The sequence below is a fragment of the Hydrogenobaculum sp. genome (assembly GCF_049967395.1).
GTDB lineage: Bacteria > Aquificota > Aquificia > Aquificales > Aquificaceae > Hydrogenobaculum.
Map to the genome: position 1 here is coordinate 1 of NZ_JBMFST010000031.1, position 17710 is coordinate 17710.

Annotated in this window: 14 protein-coding genes; 7 read left to right on the plus strand and 7 right to left on the minus strand. The window is 35.5% G+C overall.

Annotated features, from left to right (window positions below; genetic code table 11):
• From ACP5S8_RS05470 to ACP5S8_RS05485, 4 genes are all read right to left on the minus strand, one after another.
• A partial coding sequence (locus ACP5S8_RS05470; RefSeq protein WP_461876032.1) for a flagellin N-terminal helical domain-containing protein occupies positions 1-1651 on the minus strand: 1651 nt, incomplete at its 3' end.
• A gap of 60 nt (positions 1652-1711) precedes the next feature.
• Positions 1712-3160: a menaquinone biosynthesis decarboxylase gene (locus tag ACP5S8_RS05475; RefSeq protein ID WP_461870638.1), complete on the minus strand. Its 1449-nt coding sequence runs from the start codon at positions 3158-3160 to the stop codon at positions 1712-1714.
• A gap of 22 nt (positions 3161-3182) precedes the next feature.
• Positions 3183-3692 (minus strand): ribosome maturation factor RimM, encoded by a 510-nt coding sequence (gene rimM, locus ACP5S8_RS05480; protein ID WP_461876033.1) that lies wholly within the window; start codon positions 3690-3692, stop codon positions 3183-3185.
• Positions 3685-4377: a response regulator gene (locus tag ACP5S8_RS05485; protein ID WP_461870636.1), complete on the minus strand. Its 693-nt coding sequence runs from the start codon at positions 4375-4377 to the stop codon at positions 3685-3687. The genes rimM and ACP5S8_RS05485 overlap by 8 nt, the downstream gene beginning before the upstream one ends.
• Positions 4378-4468: 91 nt before the next feature.
• On the opposite strand from ACP5S8_RS05485, the gene ACP5S8_RS05490 reads away from it, so the two are divergent.
• Genes ACP5S8_RS05490 through recG form a run of 5 tightly spaced genes read left to right on the plus strand, consistent with a single transcriptional unit; the run spans position 4469 to position 12984 of the window.
• Entirely contained in the window at positions 4469-5740 is a 1272-nt protein-coding gene (locus ACP5S8_RS05490; protein WP_461876034.1) for an ATP-grasp domain-containing protein, read from the plus strand.
• Positions 5741-5750: 10 nt separating this feature from the next.
• Entirely contained in the window at positions 5751-6740 is a 990-nt protein-coding gene (locus ACP5S8_RS05495) for a succinate--CoA ligase subunit alpha (protein ID WP_461870634.1), read from the plus strand.
• A gap of 28 nt (positions 6741-6768) precedes the next feature.
• The gene (locus tag ACP5S8_RS05500) at positions 6769-7083 is read left to right on the plus strand and encodes a DMT family transporter (RefSeq protein ID WP_461870633.1); all 315 of its coding nucleotides are present in this window, start codon (positions 6769-6771) and stop codon (positions 7081-7083) included.
• Between the two features lie 10 nt (positions 7084-7093).
• Positions 7094-10591, plus strand: coding sequence for a translocation/assembly module TamB domain-containing protein (locus ACP5S8_RS05505; RefSeq protein WP_461876035.1), 3498 nt, complete (start codon positions 7094-7096; stop codon positions 10589-10591).
• Positions 10588-12984: an ATP-dependent DNA helicase RecG gene (gene recG, locus ACP5S8_RS05510; protein WP_461870631.1), complete on the plus strand. Its 2397-nt coding sequence runs from the start codon at positions 10588-10590 to the stop codon at positions 12982-12984. The genes ACP5S8_RS05505 and recG overlap by 4 nt, the downstream gene beginning before the upstream one ends.
• Here the strand turns inward: recG and ACP5S8_RS05515 are convergent.
• The 3 genes from ACP5S8_RS05515 to leuB are packed head-to-tail and all read right to left on the minus strand — an operon-like array spanning position 12971 to position 15961.
• Positions 12971-13357 carry a thioredoxin family protein gene (locus ACP5S8_RS05515; protein WP_461876036.1) on the minus strand — a complete coding sequence of 129 codons (387 nt, stop codon included), beginning with the start codon at positions 13355-13357 and terminating at the stop codon, positions 12971-12973. The genes recG and ACP5S8_RS05515 overlap by 14 nt on opposite strands.
• Position 13358: 1 nt before the next feature.
• Positions 13359-14879, minus strand: a complete 1521-nt coding sequence (locus ACP5S8_RS05520; RefSeq protein WP_461876037.1) for a hypothetical protein — start codon at positions 14877-14879, stop codon at positions 13359-13361.
• A gap of 8 nt (positions 14880-14887) precedes the next feature.
• Entirely contained in the window at positions 14888-15961 is a 1074-nt protein-coding gene (leuB, locus tag ACP5S8_RS05525; protein WP_461876038.1) for a 3-isopropylmalate dehydrogenase, read from the minus strand.
• A 266-nt stretch (positions 15962-16227) separates the two neighbouring features.
• Here leuB and ACP5S8_RS05530 point away from each other — a divergent pair, with 266 nt between their 5' ends.
• On the plus strand, positions 16228-17250 hold the full coding sequence (locus tag ACP5S8_RS05530; RefSeq protein ID WP_461876039.1) for a Fic family protein: 1023 nt from the start codon (positions 16228-16230) through the stop codon (positions 17248-17250).
• 178 nt (positions 17251-17428) lie between these two features.
• A partial coding sequence (locus ACP5S8_RS05535) for a nucleotidyltransferase domain-containing protein (RefSeq protein ID WP_461876040.1) occupies positions 17429-17710 on the plus strand: 282 nt, incomplete at its 3' end.

A 17710-nucleotide genomic window follows, 5' to 3' on the forward strand; every position in this document is an offset into this window, starting at 1 on the left:
CTGTTTGATCACCGTTTGCTAGGGTTTGCATTTGTTGCATTACGGAACCCACTTGAGCTCTTATGGTATCAACATAGTTTATAGCGTTTTGAAGTATTATTTGAGCTTGGTTTGCCCCTTGTGTAGTGGTTACATTTATAGCCAATAGGTCTTTTACAAAGTAGTTGTAACCTGCTGTTTGAACACCATTTACCGTTGTGGTGTTTGTGGAGCTGTATCCATTTATATAGCTGTTTGATACTTGTGTGTTAAACACTAAGTTGTTTATGAGGTTATCATTTACATTTGCACTATAGCCATACGCTGCCACTTGAAGGTTTGATGGGCTTGTAATCTGCAATGAACCAACGGATACCACGGCTCCATATGTAGCTGAAGCTGTACCGTCTAAACTTGCTGGTTTAACAGCGCCAAATTTGGCTAAGTCCAATCCGTATGTGGCTTGTTGTGAGCTTGATGCTCCAAGGGCGTTGTTTACATTTACATTTATTTGGAAGGTAGAACCATCTGTGGTGTAAAGTTGTAAGTATTGACCTGTGGAGTCCGTGGTGGCATATACACCAGTGTTTGTAGCAACACCGTTTATAGCTGATATTATATTTTGTAAGCTATAGGTTTGCCCACCTGCTAAGTTTATAGTTTGAGATACAGTACCTACGTATTGACCGTTTGCAAGTTGCTCTGGTGTACCTCCTGCGTTTGTAAGAGGCGTGAATCCTACACCTACTGTGCTACTTTGTTCTACTTGTCTTGATATTACTATACTTACTGTAGCAGAAGAAGCCACTTGTATGGTACCAAAAGCTTGGGTACCTTGCAGTGTATTGGAGGCTTGGGCTGTAACTGTACCGTTGAATACAGAGTTTATATTGTTGGCTATTATATGTGCATCCAAGTATGCGTTTGTGGCTGAAGCGTATGCACTAGCTACAACTTCGTTACCATTTATAAATAGCTGTTTGTTACCATCGTACAGTACATCAGATGTTATTACGGAAGATGATACGGTTGAATTAGAACCAGCTGCTGTTAAACTTGATGTATTTGTTACCCCTATAGAAGAACTACTATAGTAGGCCATTATGTTTGCTGCAGTTGAACCGTTGTTTATGTTTGTAAAATCGCCAGTTTGAGCTATAGCGGCACCCATTCTTTCTATGGATAGGTTACCTATAGATATATTTATGTACTGACCCGCTTGACCACCAAACTGAATAGCTTGGTTTATAAAGCTACCATCAAATAACTTTTTACCGTTGAAGGTGGTGGTGTTAACTATTTGCTTAATGGATTGTGCTAAGGCTGAAATTTGGTTTTGCAAAGCACCGGCTGAGTTTATGTTGTTGGTGGAGTTTGCGGCGTTGACGGAGTAGGTGTACATGGTGTTTAGGGTGTTGTATATTTGTGATAGCTGACCGTCTGCCACCTGAGCCAACGAATAGCCTTGTTGGGTGTTGAGGTAGCCTTGGCCTAAAGCTGTACCCAACGTGTGTAATTGGTCTGCTATAAATAGACCTGCTGGGTCATCTGCCGCACTCAATATCCTTAAGCCAGTGGATATGTGAGTGATATCGTTGGTAACATTTTGGTTTGCTTGTTGTAAAGAGTTGTTAGCCACAAGCGCACCGTAGTTAAAGTTAATTGATAGCATAACGCACCTCCTAAAACTTGTTATTTAACTTATCGGAGGTTTTTAAAGTTTTTTTAGCTTTTAAGATAAAAACCTTGATATGTTTTGCCATATGACATCAACCTTTCTTTTTGTTTCATCGTCGGTTTTAGCCACCTCTGGCCAAATCCTTGTGTATCCTTCTTCCTTTAGTTTTTTAGTGGCATCTATTATAATCTTACCACCAAAGCCCACTTCGTTGGTGGAGTGATCCAATACATCTATAGGTCCTTTTGTAACAATTATATCTCTTGATGGGTCAGTGTTGTTTCCCCATATCCAAAGCACTTCGTCTATATCGTGTACATTTACCCATTCATCAAAAACCACTATGTATTTTTCCAAAGACATCAGTCCAAGCCCAAGCAACGCATACGCTACTTTGAAAGCGTGCCCTGGATACCGTTTTTTAATAGAAACAAAACAAAAGTTGTGAAATACCCCGCTTGCTGGAAGATGATAGTCCACTATCTCAGGTAAATTAAATTTTATAAGAGGTAAAAATATGCGTTCTGTGGCATACCCAAGGTATTTATCCTCTTGAGGGGGCGGTCCTACTATAGTAGCCATATAAATTGGATTTTCTTTTGACAAGATGGCTGTTATGTGCATTGCTGGGTATTTGTCAATTGGTGTGTAAAAACCTGTATGGTCCCCAAAAGGTCCTTCATCTACCAATGGCTCTTCTGGGTCTACGTAACCTTCTATTACAAAATCTGCATTTTTTGGATACTCTATATCAACGGTTTTTCCTTTTACAAGCTCCACTGGATTTTCTCTTACCATACCAACAAAAAGATACTCATCTACTTCTGGTGGAAGCGGTGCCGATGCGCTGTAAGTGTATACCGGGTCTCCACCTATTACTATTGCAACAGGTAATTTCTTGCCAAGCCTTTTTGCCTTATGAAAATGCGAGTTTCCGTCTTTGTGGATTTGCCAATGAAGGGCTACTTTTTTTTCTTCTAAAAGCTGTATACGGTACATTCCTACGTTTCTAATACCAGATTCTGGGTCTTTTGTGATAACCTGAGGAAGCGTAATATATCTTCCGCCGTCTTTTGGCCAGCATTTTAAAACCGGTATATCAAAAACGCTTTCACTAAAGACTTTGTAAGGGTTTTTGCTTTCTACCTTTGGTAGGGCGTCGTTTAATTTTTTTAACTCTGGTAGTTTTTTTAGCTTTTCTAAAAATGTATTTGGTATTTCTGGTCTTAATACTTTGTAAAGTTTCCAGCCTATATCTTCTAAGTTTTCATAGCCAAAGATGATTTTTAGCCTTTTGTAAGAGCCAAAGGCGTTTGTCAACACCGGTATGTTGTATCCTTTTACGTTTGTAAAAAGAAGGGCTTTAGGGTCTTTTGTTTTGCACATTCTATCTGTTATTTCTGTGATTTCGTAATGAATGTCGATAGGGTCTTTTACCCTTATAAGTTCACCTTCTTTCTCTAAGATATTTACTAACTCTTCTGTGGTTTTAATGCTTCGCATAAGTAAAATATATTTATTTTTATTAGCTTTTCAAATCTAATATATAGTCTTTTGAAAGTATTATTTGGTCTTTGTCTAATTTTACCAAAAACGGTTCTTCGGCTGGTATTATATATTTTCCAAAATCTATTTCAAGATAATCCTTGTTTGCATATTTAAATACGTTTGTCAGTCTTCCAAGCTCCTCGTTGTTGTCTAACTTTACTTTTTTTCCGAAAAGCTCAAAAAGAAATACCGTGTTTTCTTTTCTTGGTAAGTCTTTTACACTTGCAAAAACTGTGGCGTTGCAGAAGCTTTTTGCCATATCCACAGTATCTATTCCTTTTATGTGGCATAGTACCTTGTTTTGGTGTTTTTTAAATGTTACGTTAAAAGCCTTAAACTCTTTAGTTCGTTTGTTTTGTAAGTATATTTGTTTTAGGTTTTTAATATAAAAATCTATATCTTCCTCAAACTCAAAAATCACTTCCAGATCGCCTTTTAATCCAAAGGTTGATAAGAATTTTCCTATTATTACCTTATCTTCACTCATCTTTCAAGCTAAACTTGTAACCTACACCTCTTATGGTCCTTATATATCTGCCAAAATCCCCTAGCTTATCCCTAAGATGCTTTATATGGACGTCCACCGTCCTATCGTTTATGTCTGTACCGTATGACCATAGCATATTTATTATTTTATCTCTTGTCATTATCTTGTCTATATTTTCAAGTAGATACTTTAATATTCTAAACTCTGTTTTTGTAAGGTTTATAGGCTTTCCATCCAATGTCACTTCCATCTTATCTTCGTCTAACTCGAGGTTTTCTACTTTTAGCTTGTTTGCGGGGTTTATTTTTTTGTACCTGTTTAATACGGCTCTTATCCTTGCTATTAGCTCTTTTGAAGAGAATGGTTTTGTGATATAATCATCAGCCCCTGCGTTAAAACCCTCTATCTTATCTTCTTCCTCTGATTTTGCCGTAAGGAATATAATAGGTATATCCTTGTAAAGGACGTTTTGTCTTAGTATTTTTGCTATCCTTACTCCGTCGTAGCCAGGAAGCATGATATCAAGAATTACTATATTTGGTAGTGTTTGTTCCATAGTTTTAAAAAATTCGTTGCCGTTTGTAAAGTGTTTTACCTCAAATCCCTCGTTCTCTAAGTTGAAAGTAAGTATTTCTGCTAAATCAACATCGTCTTCTACTAAGTATACAATATCTTTTTTATCCATATAAGTTATTATAACGTAAAAGCCTTCATTGTTTTTTCGGTCCTCAAATGTGATATAATATTAATCAATTTCTAAAGGAGGCAAAAGTCTTATGAACCTCTATGAGTTTGAAGCTTACGATAAGGTTTTTAAGAAGTACGGCGTACCAGTTTTAAACTATATGTATGCCGATCATATCAACGACGATTTAAAGGACTTTGCCAATAAACTCGGTGAGTCTGTGGTGAAGTCTCAAGTGCTCGTAGGAAAACGTGGAAAGGCTGGCGCTGTAAAGCTTTGCAAAACCCCAGAAGAAGCTATAGAAACTGCAGAAGCTCTTTTACAGTATCCAGTCTACGGTGAGATGCCAGTTGGTATCATAATTTCTGAAAAAGCTAAGATACTAAAAGAGCTCTACGCTTCTATTACATACTCTACAGAGACAAGGACACCTGTTTTGGTGCTTAGTTTAGAAGGTGGTATGGATATAGAAGAAGTCCCACCAGAAAAAGTTAAAACCTTCAAAATAAACCCATTAGAAGGGCTTTATCCATATATGGTAAGAGAATACCTTATGGAAATGGGCTTTCCTAAAGAGTACATTGGGGTTTTAAGGGAGTTGTCAGAAGTTATAGCAAACCTTTACAAGGCTTTTTGGGAAACGGAAGCAAAGCTTATAGAGATAAACCCACTTGCCATATGTGATGTAAATGGAAAGCAGAAAATATACGCTCTTGATGCTGTGGTAACTATAGATGACGATGCCTCTGTGCCACCTTCTAAGATATACGGTGTTAGAAGCGCAATGAAAAGACCGCCTACCGAAAGAGAGATAGAGGCATCTTTGATAGATAGGGACGACCATAGGGGCAAAGCTGGTTCTTACGTAGAGATGGACGGTGATATAGCTCTTATGACCTTTGGTGGTGGTGGTTCTACGGTTACTATAGAAACTTGTTACAACATAGGTTTAAGACCTGCAAACTTTACAGATATAGGTGGAAACCCTCCGGCTGAAAAGATGTATAAGATAACTCGTATAATACTTTCCAAACCGGGTATAAGAGGGGTTTTGGTTTGTGGAGGTACTGCCAACAACACCCGTATAGATGTAACCCTTGGTGAAGGTGTAGCAAACGCCATAAGAGACTTGAAAAAAGAAGGCAAACTTGACCCCAATTGGGTATGGGTAGTAAGAAGAAACGGTCCTGAGGCTGAAAAAGGTTTAAGGATGCTTTATGAGGCTTTTAAAGAATGTGGTGTGAAGGGTGAAATTTACGATTCATCTTTGCCTCTTACGGAAGCACCGGTAAGGCTTAAGTATCTTTTAGAGCATCAAGTAAAATCTGTAGATGATAACGTTGCTGAAGATTTAGGAGTATAAGGAGCGTGTTATGAAAGGTACTGTTTATTTAAACGACAATACAAGGTTTGTGGTAATAGGTATTACAGGAAGAGAAGCTTCTCAAGTTGTTACAGAAACAGAAGCTCTTTACCCTGGTTATATAAAAGCTGGTGTTACACCTGGAAAAGGTGGTACTAGCGTTGCCAATGTGCCAGTTTACAACACCGTTAAAGAAGCGTTGTCTCATCACCCCGAGATAAACGCAGGTCTTATATATGTCCCTCCTGTGTCTGTAAAAGATGCTGTCATTGAGCTTGTAAACAACGGTATTAAGCTTATATACATTATCACTGAGCATGTACCAATAAGGGACACAGCTTACTTTTACAATTATGCCAAAGAAAGAGGCGTTATAATAGTTGGTCCTACTTCCCTTGGTGCAATAGTACCTTCTGTGCCTATGAGAGTAGGCGCTATCGGTGGTAAAGACCCATCTATAGCTTATAAGCCAGGTGGCCTTGTGATACTATCAAAATCTGGTGGTCTTACTACCACTACCGCTGAAATGATGATGAGAAGAGGCTGGGGTGTTTATACTGCTATCGCTCTTGGAGGAGATGTAATATCTTGCACCACCTTTGAAGATGTTATAAGAAACATATACGATGATCCCAATGTAAAGGCTGTTGTTATCCAAGGTGAAGTGGGTGGGACTTACGAAGAAAACGCTGCTATGGCTATACTAGAGCTTTACAAACAGGGTAAGTGGAAAAAGCCGGTGGCTGCTTTTGTGGCAGGAAGATTTCAAGAAAATTTAGAGGGTGTATCCTTTGGTCATGCCGGTGCTATAGTGGAAAGGGGTAAGGGTAAAGCGAGCACTAAGATAAAACTATTTAACGAAGTGGGTAAAGAGACTGGACTTGTTAAAGTGGCTGAATTTTACCACGATTTACCCACTTGTTTGGAAGAGCTTGGAGTACCAAGGGACTTTGAAGATACCACCGGTGCTTCTGTAAAACCCCTTTACTCTACTATATGAAATACTTTCCCCTCCTCAGGAGGGGGCTATGATATACTGGTTAGCCCTTTTTTTAGCCCTTTTTCTTAACGCTTTTTCAAATATAGCCGTAAAAATAGGTGCTATTAAAAGCTCCAAACTTTTTATATTGGCTGGTCTTGTAGGGTTTGGTATTCAGTTTTTGTTTTACGCTTTTGCTCTAAAGAAGATAAATTTAAGTATAGCCTATCCTATTATGGTGGGCAGTGGTTTTGTGATTATAAGCCTATTTTCTTATCTTTATCTAAAAGAACATATGAATATATACGATTTTGTTGGTATGTTTCTTATATTTGTTGGTGTTTTGCTTATAAGTGTAAGATAAAATATTTGTAATGAAAAAATTTTTAAGGGTTTTGGTGTTTGTTTTAGCGCTTTATTTTCTCGTTTTAAACCCTTTATACTTTATATACAAACACCATATACAATTTGGTTATAAAGATAGAAGTTTCTATATTAAAAATTTGGCTTTTAAAATAGATGGTAAAAGCATAAAAATAAAAAAAATCGTATTTTACAGGTTGGGGCTTGGTATAAAAGGGCTTTCTTACAGTTCAAAGCCAAGATTTTTTTATCTAAAAGACGGGGATTTGTATTTTTATAAAAAACATATTTACGCCGATACCAACGAGCTAAACATAATATTTGTGTCTCAAAACAACAAACCCTCCAACATTCCAAATTTTAATTTAAGGCTTTACGAAAAATTTTATAAAATACTTCATGTAGATGTGAAAAATCTTTATATAGCTGGTGCGGATAGGTTTTCAGACAACGCTTTTGCCGTTTTTATACCCCATGTTAGCCTTAAAGACGGTATCCTCCATACAGAAGATTATGTTCGTTATGTTTATCTTAGTAAAAGCTCAAAACAAGAGCTTTATGTATATGTACCAAAAGCTTACTTAAAAAATGGTTATTTTGTTGCAAAAGATATAAACGCCGTTTCTTCTTTGTATGATTTTAATATAAACTTTTGGTGGTCTCATAGAATAGGTAAAGCAATAGCTTCTGGTTTTATCATGCCTATAAAAACACCAGTTTTTTCTACATCTACTTTAAACGGTGTTTTATACGCTTTTATAAAGAATAAAAATGTGGATTTTACATCAAACCTAAAAGTAGATGGTATATTTATACCAAAGCTAAAGCCTATAAAAAATGCATCTTTTAATATAAAGGGTTACGCTTATCCTACAAAGGGTGTATCTTTTAACGGGGTTTTAAAAAGCCCTTTGGCGGAGCTTTATATAGACTATACAGATAAGCACAACGATTTTGATATAAAAATAAAAAATCTTCATCTAACCAACAAAGATATAGCACAAAATATAAAATATCCTATAGGTTTATACGCTGGGGGTAAGCTGTTTTATAGTGTAGACAACAAAATCCTCAACTTAGATTTAAAGCTTTCAAACGTAAAGCTTTACAAATATACCTTTGGTATGGGGCTTTTAAAGGGAAAGCTTGATTTTAAAAAAGAAAATGCCGGCAGCCTGTATTACTCTCTTTACGGAAATCAAAGCGTAAAAGGTTACATAGCTTTTAATCACCACAACATTTTTACAAAGACTAACCTACAGGATTTTTATATCTCTTACAACAGTATAAAAGCTTCTATAAGCGGTATTTTGCAGGCAAACCTTTATCCTAAGTTTTTTATGGAAGGATATTTAAATGCATCTTCTGTAAAAGTCCCTTACGTAAATATAAGCTCTTTACCTATAATGCTTTCTTATAAAGACAGCGTTTTTACCCTTTTGAGCGATTCTTCTTATATGAGCGCTTTATTTACTTATCAACAAAATATTCTAAACGGTTATATAAAACCAAAACACCTTATGCTTTACAAATATATAAACGGTGCAATTTATACCGCCGATTTAACAAATGGGATTATCGTGGTATCAAACAAGAACATATATATAAACAACGTAGGGTTTAGCGCTTCAAATTCAAAAAACCTTTACGCTTTTGGTAATATAAACGGCGCTGGGAATGTTAAAAATATTTCTGGAAACATTGAAATATCAAACGCAGACTATAGTTTTTTGAAAAACATAAAGGGAAACGTATATTTTTCTTATCAAAACAACACGCTTAACCTAAAACCCACGTTGCAAGAACAAAACTTTTTGCTTACTTCAAATTTAAACATATCAAAATCAATAAACTTCAACGCTAAACTAATAGGTAAAAATAAGATTTTGCATGTAGATTTGGCTTTTAACGGTAGCGTTGATAACGAAGAAAATATAGACGCCGTTGGTTTTGTGGTTTATAAAGGTATAAAGCTACCGATAAACTTTTATATAAAAAACAACAACGGTATATACACTATGTATGGAAGCGGTTTTAATATTAAGTATAAAAACATGTATATAAGTGTGGCAAGCATAAATGGAAGCTCTCAAAAAGGTGGTAATATAGTATGGAAAACAAACGGATTTAAGGTATATCTTTACCATCAACCTATTTTGGAAAGCTCAGCCATAGATGGTATTTTGGGTTTAAAACCATTTTATTTGAAATCAAACACAGCAGATATAGATGGTCTTTTAAAAGGAAGCTTCTATTTTGGATACGATAAGAAGTTCTATATAAGTTCAAGCGGTGTTATGGATATAGACGATACTTTGGCTTTTATAAAATCAAAACTTCCGTTTTTATTGGCAGGGCATATAAACTACGCTCTTAATATAGACGATAAAGATATAAATATCTATCTTAAAAGCCCAAAACCAGTTTTACTTCTTTCAAAATATTTATCTTTACCTCTTTACAGCGATATAAACCTTGATATAAAAACCTCTAGAAATGGCTATTTTACACCTGTTAACCTTGTATTTTCATCCTCTGATGGTAAACATTCCATAGCTTTTAATGTAACCACCTCTGACCATAACGTTTACATAGGTTCTTCTTTAAAGAGTTTGCCGGTTTATCTATACTCAAAAAATGGTTATTATCAAGGGTTTGTTAATGGAACTGTCAATACAAGCTATGTTTTTAAAAATCTTTCTTCGTTTATAGATATAAAAGGACATCTCGATCCAGGGGGTCTTATTTATATCAAAAGCCTTTCCACTGGCTCTTCTTATGGAAGCTCTCCTCATATTCCTAAAAATCTTTATATGAATATAGATATTAAAAACTCAACACCAATTACCGTCATGTTGCCAGAAGGAAATATATATACTGGTATAGAAGGAAAAGTCTTTGCAAGAAATGGGAATTTTGGTTATAATCTAAATTTGAAGGCTTTCGGTGGAGAGCTTACTTACTCCAACAAAACATTTTACGTAAGGTATGGAATGCTGAAACTAAGAGATACCCATAAGTATATAAACGTACTTTTAATGTCTCCAGGAGACTCCTACAACACCTACATATCGCTGGTGGGCGATTTGTCTGATCCTACTTTTGATATATACTCAAATCCACCTATGCCAAGAAACGAGCTTTTGTCTTCTTTTATACTAAATAAATCTGGACTTACTGCGCTTCCTATAAACGCTATGGCTAGCAAACTATCGAAGTATTCGCCCTCTGGTTTGGCAAGCAGCATATTTGGGACAAACGTAAACTTAAGCGTTTATCCAAGCCAAAGCGCAAACGGTAGTTTAAATACAAATGTAGAAATAAAAAAAGACATATCAAAGAATATAAAGTTAAAAGCTCATATTAGCACAAGTCCAAACCCTCTTGATACTTATTACGGCGGTTCTATAAAACTAACCCCAAATACCTCTATAGAGTTGCAGATGTACGGAAACGGCTCTTCGGAAGGTGATATGAGTTTTGAAAAACATTTTGATTTTGGTAGATGATGGAAGATTTAGAAAAACCTATATCCCTTATAAAGGATTTGCTTTCAAGCGATATTAAGTTAGAAAGGGCAAAAGGTTTTGGGGCTTATCTTAGCAATGCATTAAAACCATACATATCAGAAAGCCTTTATAAAAGCCTAAATATAATAGATGAGCTTTCAAAAGAAAAGAAAAGAGCCCTTTTAGAGCAAATACTTCAAGAGTTAGGGGCTTTTACAAGACCAAGCTATATACCTACATCAATTCAAAAGCAAAAACTTAGAAGGCTTAGAGATTTAAACATAAGAATAGAGGATATGGATTTTCTAAACAAAAATCAAAAGAAGATACTCAGTGCAAGCGGCATAAATACCTTGATAGATGTGCTTTGGTATTTTCCTTACACCTACGAAAACAGGCTTGTATCAAAATCTATATCCTCTTTATCTTTAGATACTTATGGAACTGTTTCTGTTAAAATAGAAAATCTCGTATACGACGAAAAAGAAAAATACCCTTTTAGCATAATAACCACAGACGGTAAATCTAAACTGGTTTTAAAGTTTAAGGCAAAAGATAAGTCTGTGATGGGTTGGTATCAAAAGGGGCAAAGTATAGTGGTTTACGGTATGCTGAAAGAGTTTAGGGGCCAAAAATACATGATACATCCAAAGATATTTAGCGAGTCATCAAAAGAAATAGATATCGTAAAACCTGTTTATCCGTTGGAAAGGTTTGAAGACCCTCAAAGCGCATTGGTTTCCTCTTCTCAAAAGAGAAGAAAGCTCTTAGAGTCTTCTATAAAATCAATATTAAACTACTACAAAGATTACTGGCAAAACCTACAAGACATACTGCCAGAGGAGTTTTTAAAAGACAACGATTTGATACCTCTTTCTACAGCTTTTAAGATAATACACGCTGAAGATTATTTTAAAGACTTTAAAAGCTTTGAATCTATGCTGTCAAAAGCCAAAAAACGGTTTTTATACGAAGAAATATTTATATTTGAACTTGCCATGTTAAAAAGGCGTTCTTTGGTAAAATCTCTAAATGCCCCTTCTATAAACGCTGAGCCAGACAGCATAATAAAAGAGGTGCAATCTAATATAAACTTTCCTCTTACAAACGCGCAAAAAAGAGCTATAACAGAGATAATAAACGACATGAAATCTACAAAACCAATGAGTAGGTTGCTTCAAGGGGATGTGGGAAGCGGTAAAACTATGGTGAGTATAGCAAGCGCTTTGGCTGTGGTAAAAGATGGTTTTCAAGCGGCGGTGATGGTACCCACTGAGATATTGGCAAACCAGCATTATAAAAACTTTCATGATTTTTTCTCAAAGTTAGGTTATAGAGTTGGGCTTTTGACATCTTCAACATCTAAAACAGACATTCACAAACTTATATCTATAGGGGAGATAGACATAGTAATAGGTACCCATGCTTTGGTGCAAGAAAAAGTAAAGTTTAAAAACCTTGGCCTTGCCATAGTAGACGAACAACATCGCTTTGGTGTAGCTCAAAGACAAATCTTGTTAGAGAAAAACAACAACCATATGCCTCATATGTTGTATATGAGTGCTACTCCTATACCTAGGACTATAGCGATGGGGATTTTCGGAGACTTAGACATATCTGTTTTAGATGAAATGCCAGCCATGAGAAAACCCGTAAAAACCGCTGTTTTATATTCCGACAGTCAAAAGGATATGGATTTTCTTATAAATCATATAAAAAAAGAATTAGAACAAGGCAACAAAGTCTACATAGTTTACCCTCTTATAGAAGAGTCTGAAAAGCTCGATTTAAAGGCTGCTCAAACCGAATATGAGAAATGGAAAAACATATTTAAAGATTACAAGGTGCTTCTTTTGCATGGTCGTATGAACGATAAGGAAAAGTCAAGTGTCATGGAAGAGTTTAAAGAAAGCGGTCATATATTGGTATCAACTACGGTTATAGAAGTAGGTATAGATGTAAAAGAGGCTAGTACCATTGTTATAGAGGATGCTCACAGGTTTGGTCTATCTCAGCTTCATCAGTTAAGAGGTAGAGTAGGTAGAGGCGATAAAGAAGGTTATTGCTTTTTACTGGTAAACAGCGCTTTTATTAAAAGCCAAAAAACCACAGAGCAAAACGCTACCCTCCAAAGATTGCGTATCATGGTAAAAACTAGAAACGGCTTCGAAATATCTTTAGAAGATTTAAAACTAAGAGGACCAGGTGATGTGCTTGGGCTTTCTCAATCTGGTTATTTTGGTTTTAGTTTTGCAGATTTAAAAAAAGAAGAACATTTAAAACTAATGAGCACCATAAGAGAGGCTATTCCAAAGTATAAGAAAGGTATAAGCGAAGACCTTATGTGGTTTGTAAATAAAAAGTATATGGATGAAAAGGTTATTGTGGCTTAGAAAACATGTTTAATATATCTTCTTTTTTCTTAACGCCTATAAAAGCGTTTATTACGTTACCTTTTTCTATTATAACCGTAGCCGGAGTACCCATTATACCTAACTCTTGAACAAGCTTTGCCCCTTCTTTGCTAAATACATCTATCTTCTTTACCTTTACCTCTTTTATAGAGTCTACTATGGGAGCCATCACCTTACAAGCGCCGCAGTTTTCAGAGTAAAAGTAAAGTATCAACTTTTTTTCGTTTTTAAACTCGTTTAGTGTGGCTCCTTTTAACTTTTTCATCTTGTATGTTGCTAAAAGCCTTAGGCTTATAATAAAAGCCAAAAACAGAATTAAAAATATGATAATAAGTGTAATAATAGCATGCATATTACAACACCTTAAAGCTTATTTTGTAAATATCTGAGTTGTTTTGGATAGGTATTGTACCTACTTTTCCAGTAATAACAAATATACCCTCTTTTGTAGGTATTATACCTTCTATGGCTTCTTCAAAAGAAGCACCTCTTAGTTTTTTCATATATACAAGTTCGTTGTTTTTGCCGCCTATGTCAAGAGCGTATAGATTGCCGTAGGCATACTTTGTAATGCCAAAAAACTTTTCTACAGAACTTTCTCTGTTTGCACCAATTAAAAACACCGGTAAACCTTCTAACTTTGAAGGAGCCCCTTTTTCATAAAAGATATATTTCATCGTAGTATCGTTTATAAAAGGTATATTTACAAAAGCGTAAGACCCACCAAATATTGCTGAAGATGAATATAGCTCTGTATCCCCTTTAAACACCCTAAGCCTGTGGGAACTATCTATAAATATGGTATCACCTTTGTATATAGAAGCACCGTCTATTCTAAAACCAGCTGGCACATCCACATTTTGAACAGCTTTTACCTCTCCGTTTTCAAAAGAAAGCTGTTTTACAGCGCCAAATTTTCTATCTGCTGTAAAATTCTGTCCCCAGAAGGTCTTATGTGGATGTTTTTTGTCAAGTATAGACATAAAGTAGTGAATGTGCTTTGCCACTATTACAGGGCTATCTCCTACCATCTTTACTATAAAAGACGACATATTTGAGCCTGTAAACATATTTACAAGTATGTAATCTTCTTTGCCTTGACCTATTCTTCCTACGCTTACCGATATAGGATGACCTGCTGGTAGGCTCATATCCGCTATTTTTACTACATCGTCTCTTAAAAGCTGATATATAAGAAGGTTATCTCTTGTTAGAAGCACCAAGTACTCTTTACCGTTGCCGTACAAATCCCCGACATCTGCACTTAGCACCAAAGAACCCACAGACTTTATAAATTTTGATGTTACAAGAAGATGCAAATCTCTGATAGACGCTTTTTTAATGGCTACACCTTCATTGGTAGCTTGGTATATGGATTTTTTGATAAAACCGCCTGGGACTCCAGAAAAAGCTATGCCATACCCTTTTGGAAACTCTCTTATTGTAAGGGCACAGTTTTCACCAGATTTTACGTTTGGAAATATAGCGGCTATGTCGTAGAGCTTTTCATCGGAACCTTTAAAACATATATCCGATGTGTCTATTTTGGCTATATCCCCTACGCTTGGTTTTTTGCCAGAGATAATCTTACCTACTGCAAAATTGTCGTAAACTTTTTCTATTTTTACCTTTGCAATATCCTTGTAAGAATAACCTAAAAACTGATGGCTAAGAGGATTTATAATACGCCCAGTTTGCTCTTTTATATCAAGGACTTCACCTATATGCAAGTCTTTTCCAGCTATATATACTTTGTTATCTTTTATATTTATTACCTGATAGGTTTCTTTTTTAAGCTTTTGCAATAAAGAATCTAAGCCACTCCCATATGATATGCTACATAAAAGCGCCAAGCCTAGCAAAAATTTTTTCATAAACCCTCCTAAAGGTTTTCTATAATTTTCTTGGTCATCTCTTTGGTGTTTACTTTTACACCTTCTCCTCTATATATGTCTTGGGTTCTATACCCTTGGGCTAAAGCCTTATCTACTGCATCTTCTATGGCTTTTGCCACATCGTCCATCTTGAAAGAGTATTTGAACATCATTGCCACTGAGAGGATGGTGGCTATTGGATTTGCTATACCTTTACCAGCTATATCAGGAGCAGAACCGTGTATTGGCTCGTAAAGGGCGTATCTATCCCCTAAAGAAGCCGATGGAAGCATGCCAAGGCTTCCTTGTATAACACCGGCTTCATCAGATAGTATATCTCCAAATATATTACCAGTTACTATAGTATCAAAAGAATAAGGTCTATTTACAAGCTGCATAGCGCAGTTATCCACGTAAAGGTGCTCTAACTCCACATCTTGATAATTTTTGTGCTCTTCGTTTACTATATCTCTCCAAAGCCCAGATACTTCTAATACGTTTGCTTTATCTACGCTTGTAAGCTTTTTTCTTCTTTGCCTTGCTATTTCAAAAGCTTTCTTTACCACTCTTCTTATCTCAGATTCTTTGTAGCCCATTGTGTTGAAGCCATATCTTTCACCGTTTTCCAGGGTTGTAATACCCCTTGGTTCTCCGTAATACACATCAGAAGAAAGCTCTCTTACCACCATCAAGTCTGTGCCTTTTACTACCGATTCTTTTAAAGGTGAGCTTTCTATAAGAGCATCAAAGACTTTGGCAGGTCTAAGGTTTGCATACAAATCAAGGGCTTTTCTTATACCAAGGAGTCCTTTTTCTGGTTTTTTATCGGTTGGTAAATCATCCCATTTTGGCCCACCTACAGCCCCAAGAAGTACTGCATCTGATTCTTTGCAAATTTTTACAGTTTCTTCTGGAAGAGGACCACCGGTTTTATCTATTGCAATACCACCTATCAAGCCCTCTTTTGTCTCATACTGAAAACCAAATTTAGAAGCCAAGCTATCTAAGACTTCCAACGCGCTATCTACAATCTCTGGACCTATGCCATCACCTTTTAGCACTGCTATTTTCAATGTCTTCATACCTTTATTTTAGCATATATAAAACGTATTGGAGCTTTTAGTTGATGCTATACTATTTGTATGAAAAATATTTTTCGCGATAGCGTAATGGATGATATAGATTGCTTTAGAGTTTTTAAAATATGAATAAGATTATGCGGATGTTGTGAGGGAAGCTCAAGAAGTGGTAGAGCTACTTTTATTTTTGTCACGATAGAGGTTTTCTTGTTTATCGTGACACTTATAACTTATTGGTAAAGCAAGGAAGCGTGGTATATTAGTATTAAATGCGTGACAAAGATTTTGTATTTATAAAGAAGAGAGCTGATTTACTGGACACTCTTGGCGGGTTACCCGAGCCAGTGGTGAAAAATGAAGAATGGCTTTATCTTTTCAAAGAAGAAACAAGAAATTCTATTATGATAGAAGGGTATTTTGTGTCTGAAGATGATTTAGAGGATGTTATAACTAAAAATAAGGCTATTACGAGAGACACTAAGGAAGCTTTGAATTATTACAAGGCTGCAAAATACTTTTATTCTCTTGCTTTTGAGTCTTATAAATCAAAAGAGTTTTTGTTTGGGCATTCCGTGATAAGACAAATAGCAAAAACTGTACTTGATAAACCAATAGGCTATAGAACTGGTGATATCGTGATAGTCGGAGCAAAACTAAATCCTCCTTCTGGTTTTTTAATTAAGGATTGGATAGATGTCTATGTAGAATTTGTTAAGAATGAATTTAAGAATGTGTGGCAGACTTCTACGTTTGATTTAGAAAGATTTTTGGATTTTCTAGTAAGACAACATGTGCTTTTTGAAAGTATTCATCCTTTTGAAGATGGGAACGGTAGAACCGGAAGGATTATCACTAACTATCTTTTGATAAGTATTGGTTTACCGCCTATTATAATAAAGGGTAAAGAAAAAGATAGAGTTATATATATAAATGCTTTAGAAAAAGCTGACAAATCTTTAAGAATACTTACCAAAAGCCCATCATTTCCTGAAAAGGAGAGTATTTTTAGCCGAGTTCAAGAAAGCGATATTGCAGAATTATCTCATTTGTTTAAAAAAGCTTTAAGAGAGAGTTTGGATAGGATTATATTATCTTTTTTTGAAAAAAGAGGTATCAATCTTAAAAGCTCAAAAGAAGTAGCGAAAGCTTTGGGTTATAGTGAAAATAGTTTAAGAAAACTCATAGAAAGAGGTTATTTTTTGGCTCTTAAGAAAGGAAAAACTTGGTTTACCCATGAGCTGTTTGATTTGAGAAAGGAAGACTATAAAACTCATTTTCAAACATATCTCTAGCAAAAATATAACTACTATCGAGCCCTACACCTAAATTGTTTAAATTATATCTTCGAAATAAAGAATCCAATTCTGGAGTAAGGTTGTAAATATGTGTTATAATTTTTTTGTGGTAAGTGTTAGTCCGTGGTATACTTGTCACGATGTACTGAACTCGTACAGATGCTATACTATTTGTATGAAAAATATTTTTCGCGATAGCGTAATGGATGATATAGATTGCTTATTGAATAAAATAAAAGAAGCTTACAAAGATAAACTTTTAGGCGTTGTGCTTTTTGGTTCTGTTACAAGCGAATATTTTAGTAAACATTCAGATATAGATATGCTTGTTATTTTAGAAAATAGTCATCTTTCGTTTAGAAAAAGAATTTACGAGTTTTACGAGCTTGTAGGAGATGAATTTAAAGGCCACATGCTAAGTCCTATAGTGTTGACCCTTGAAGAAGCAAATGCCTTT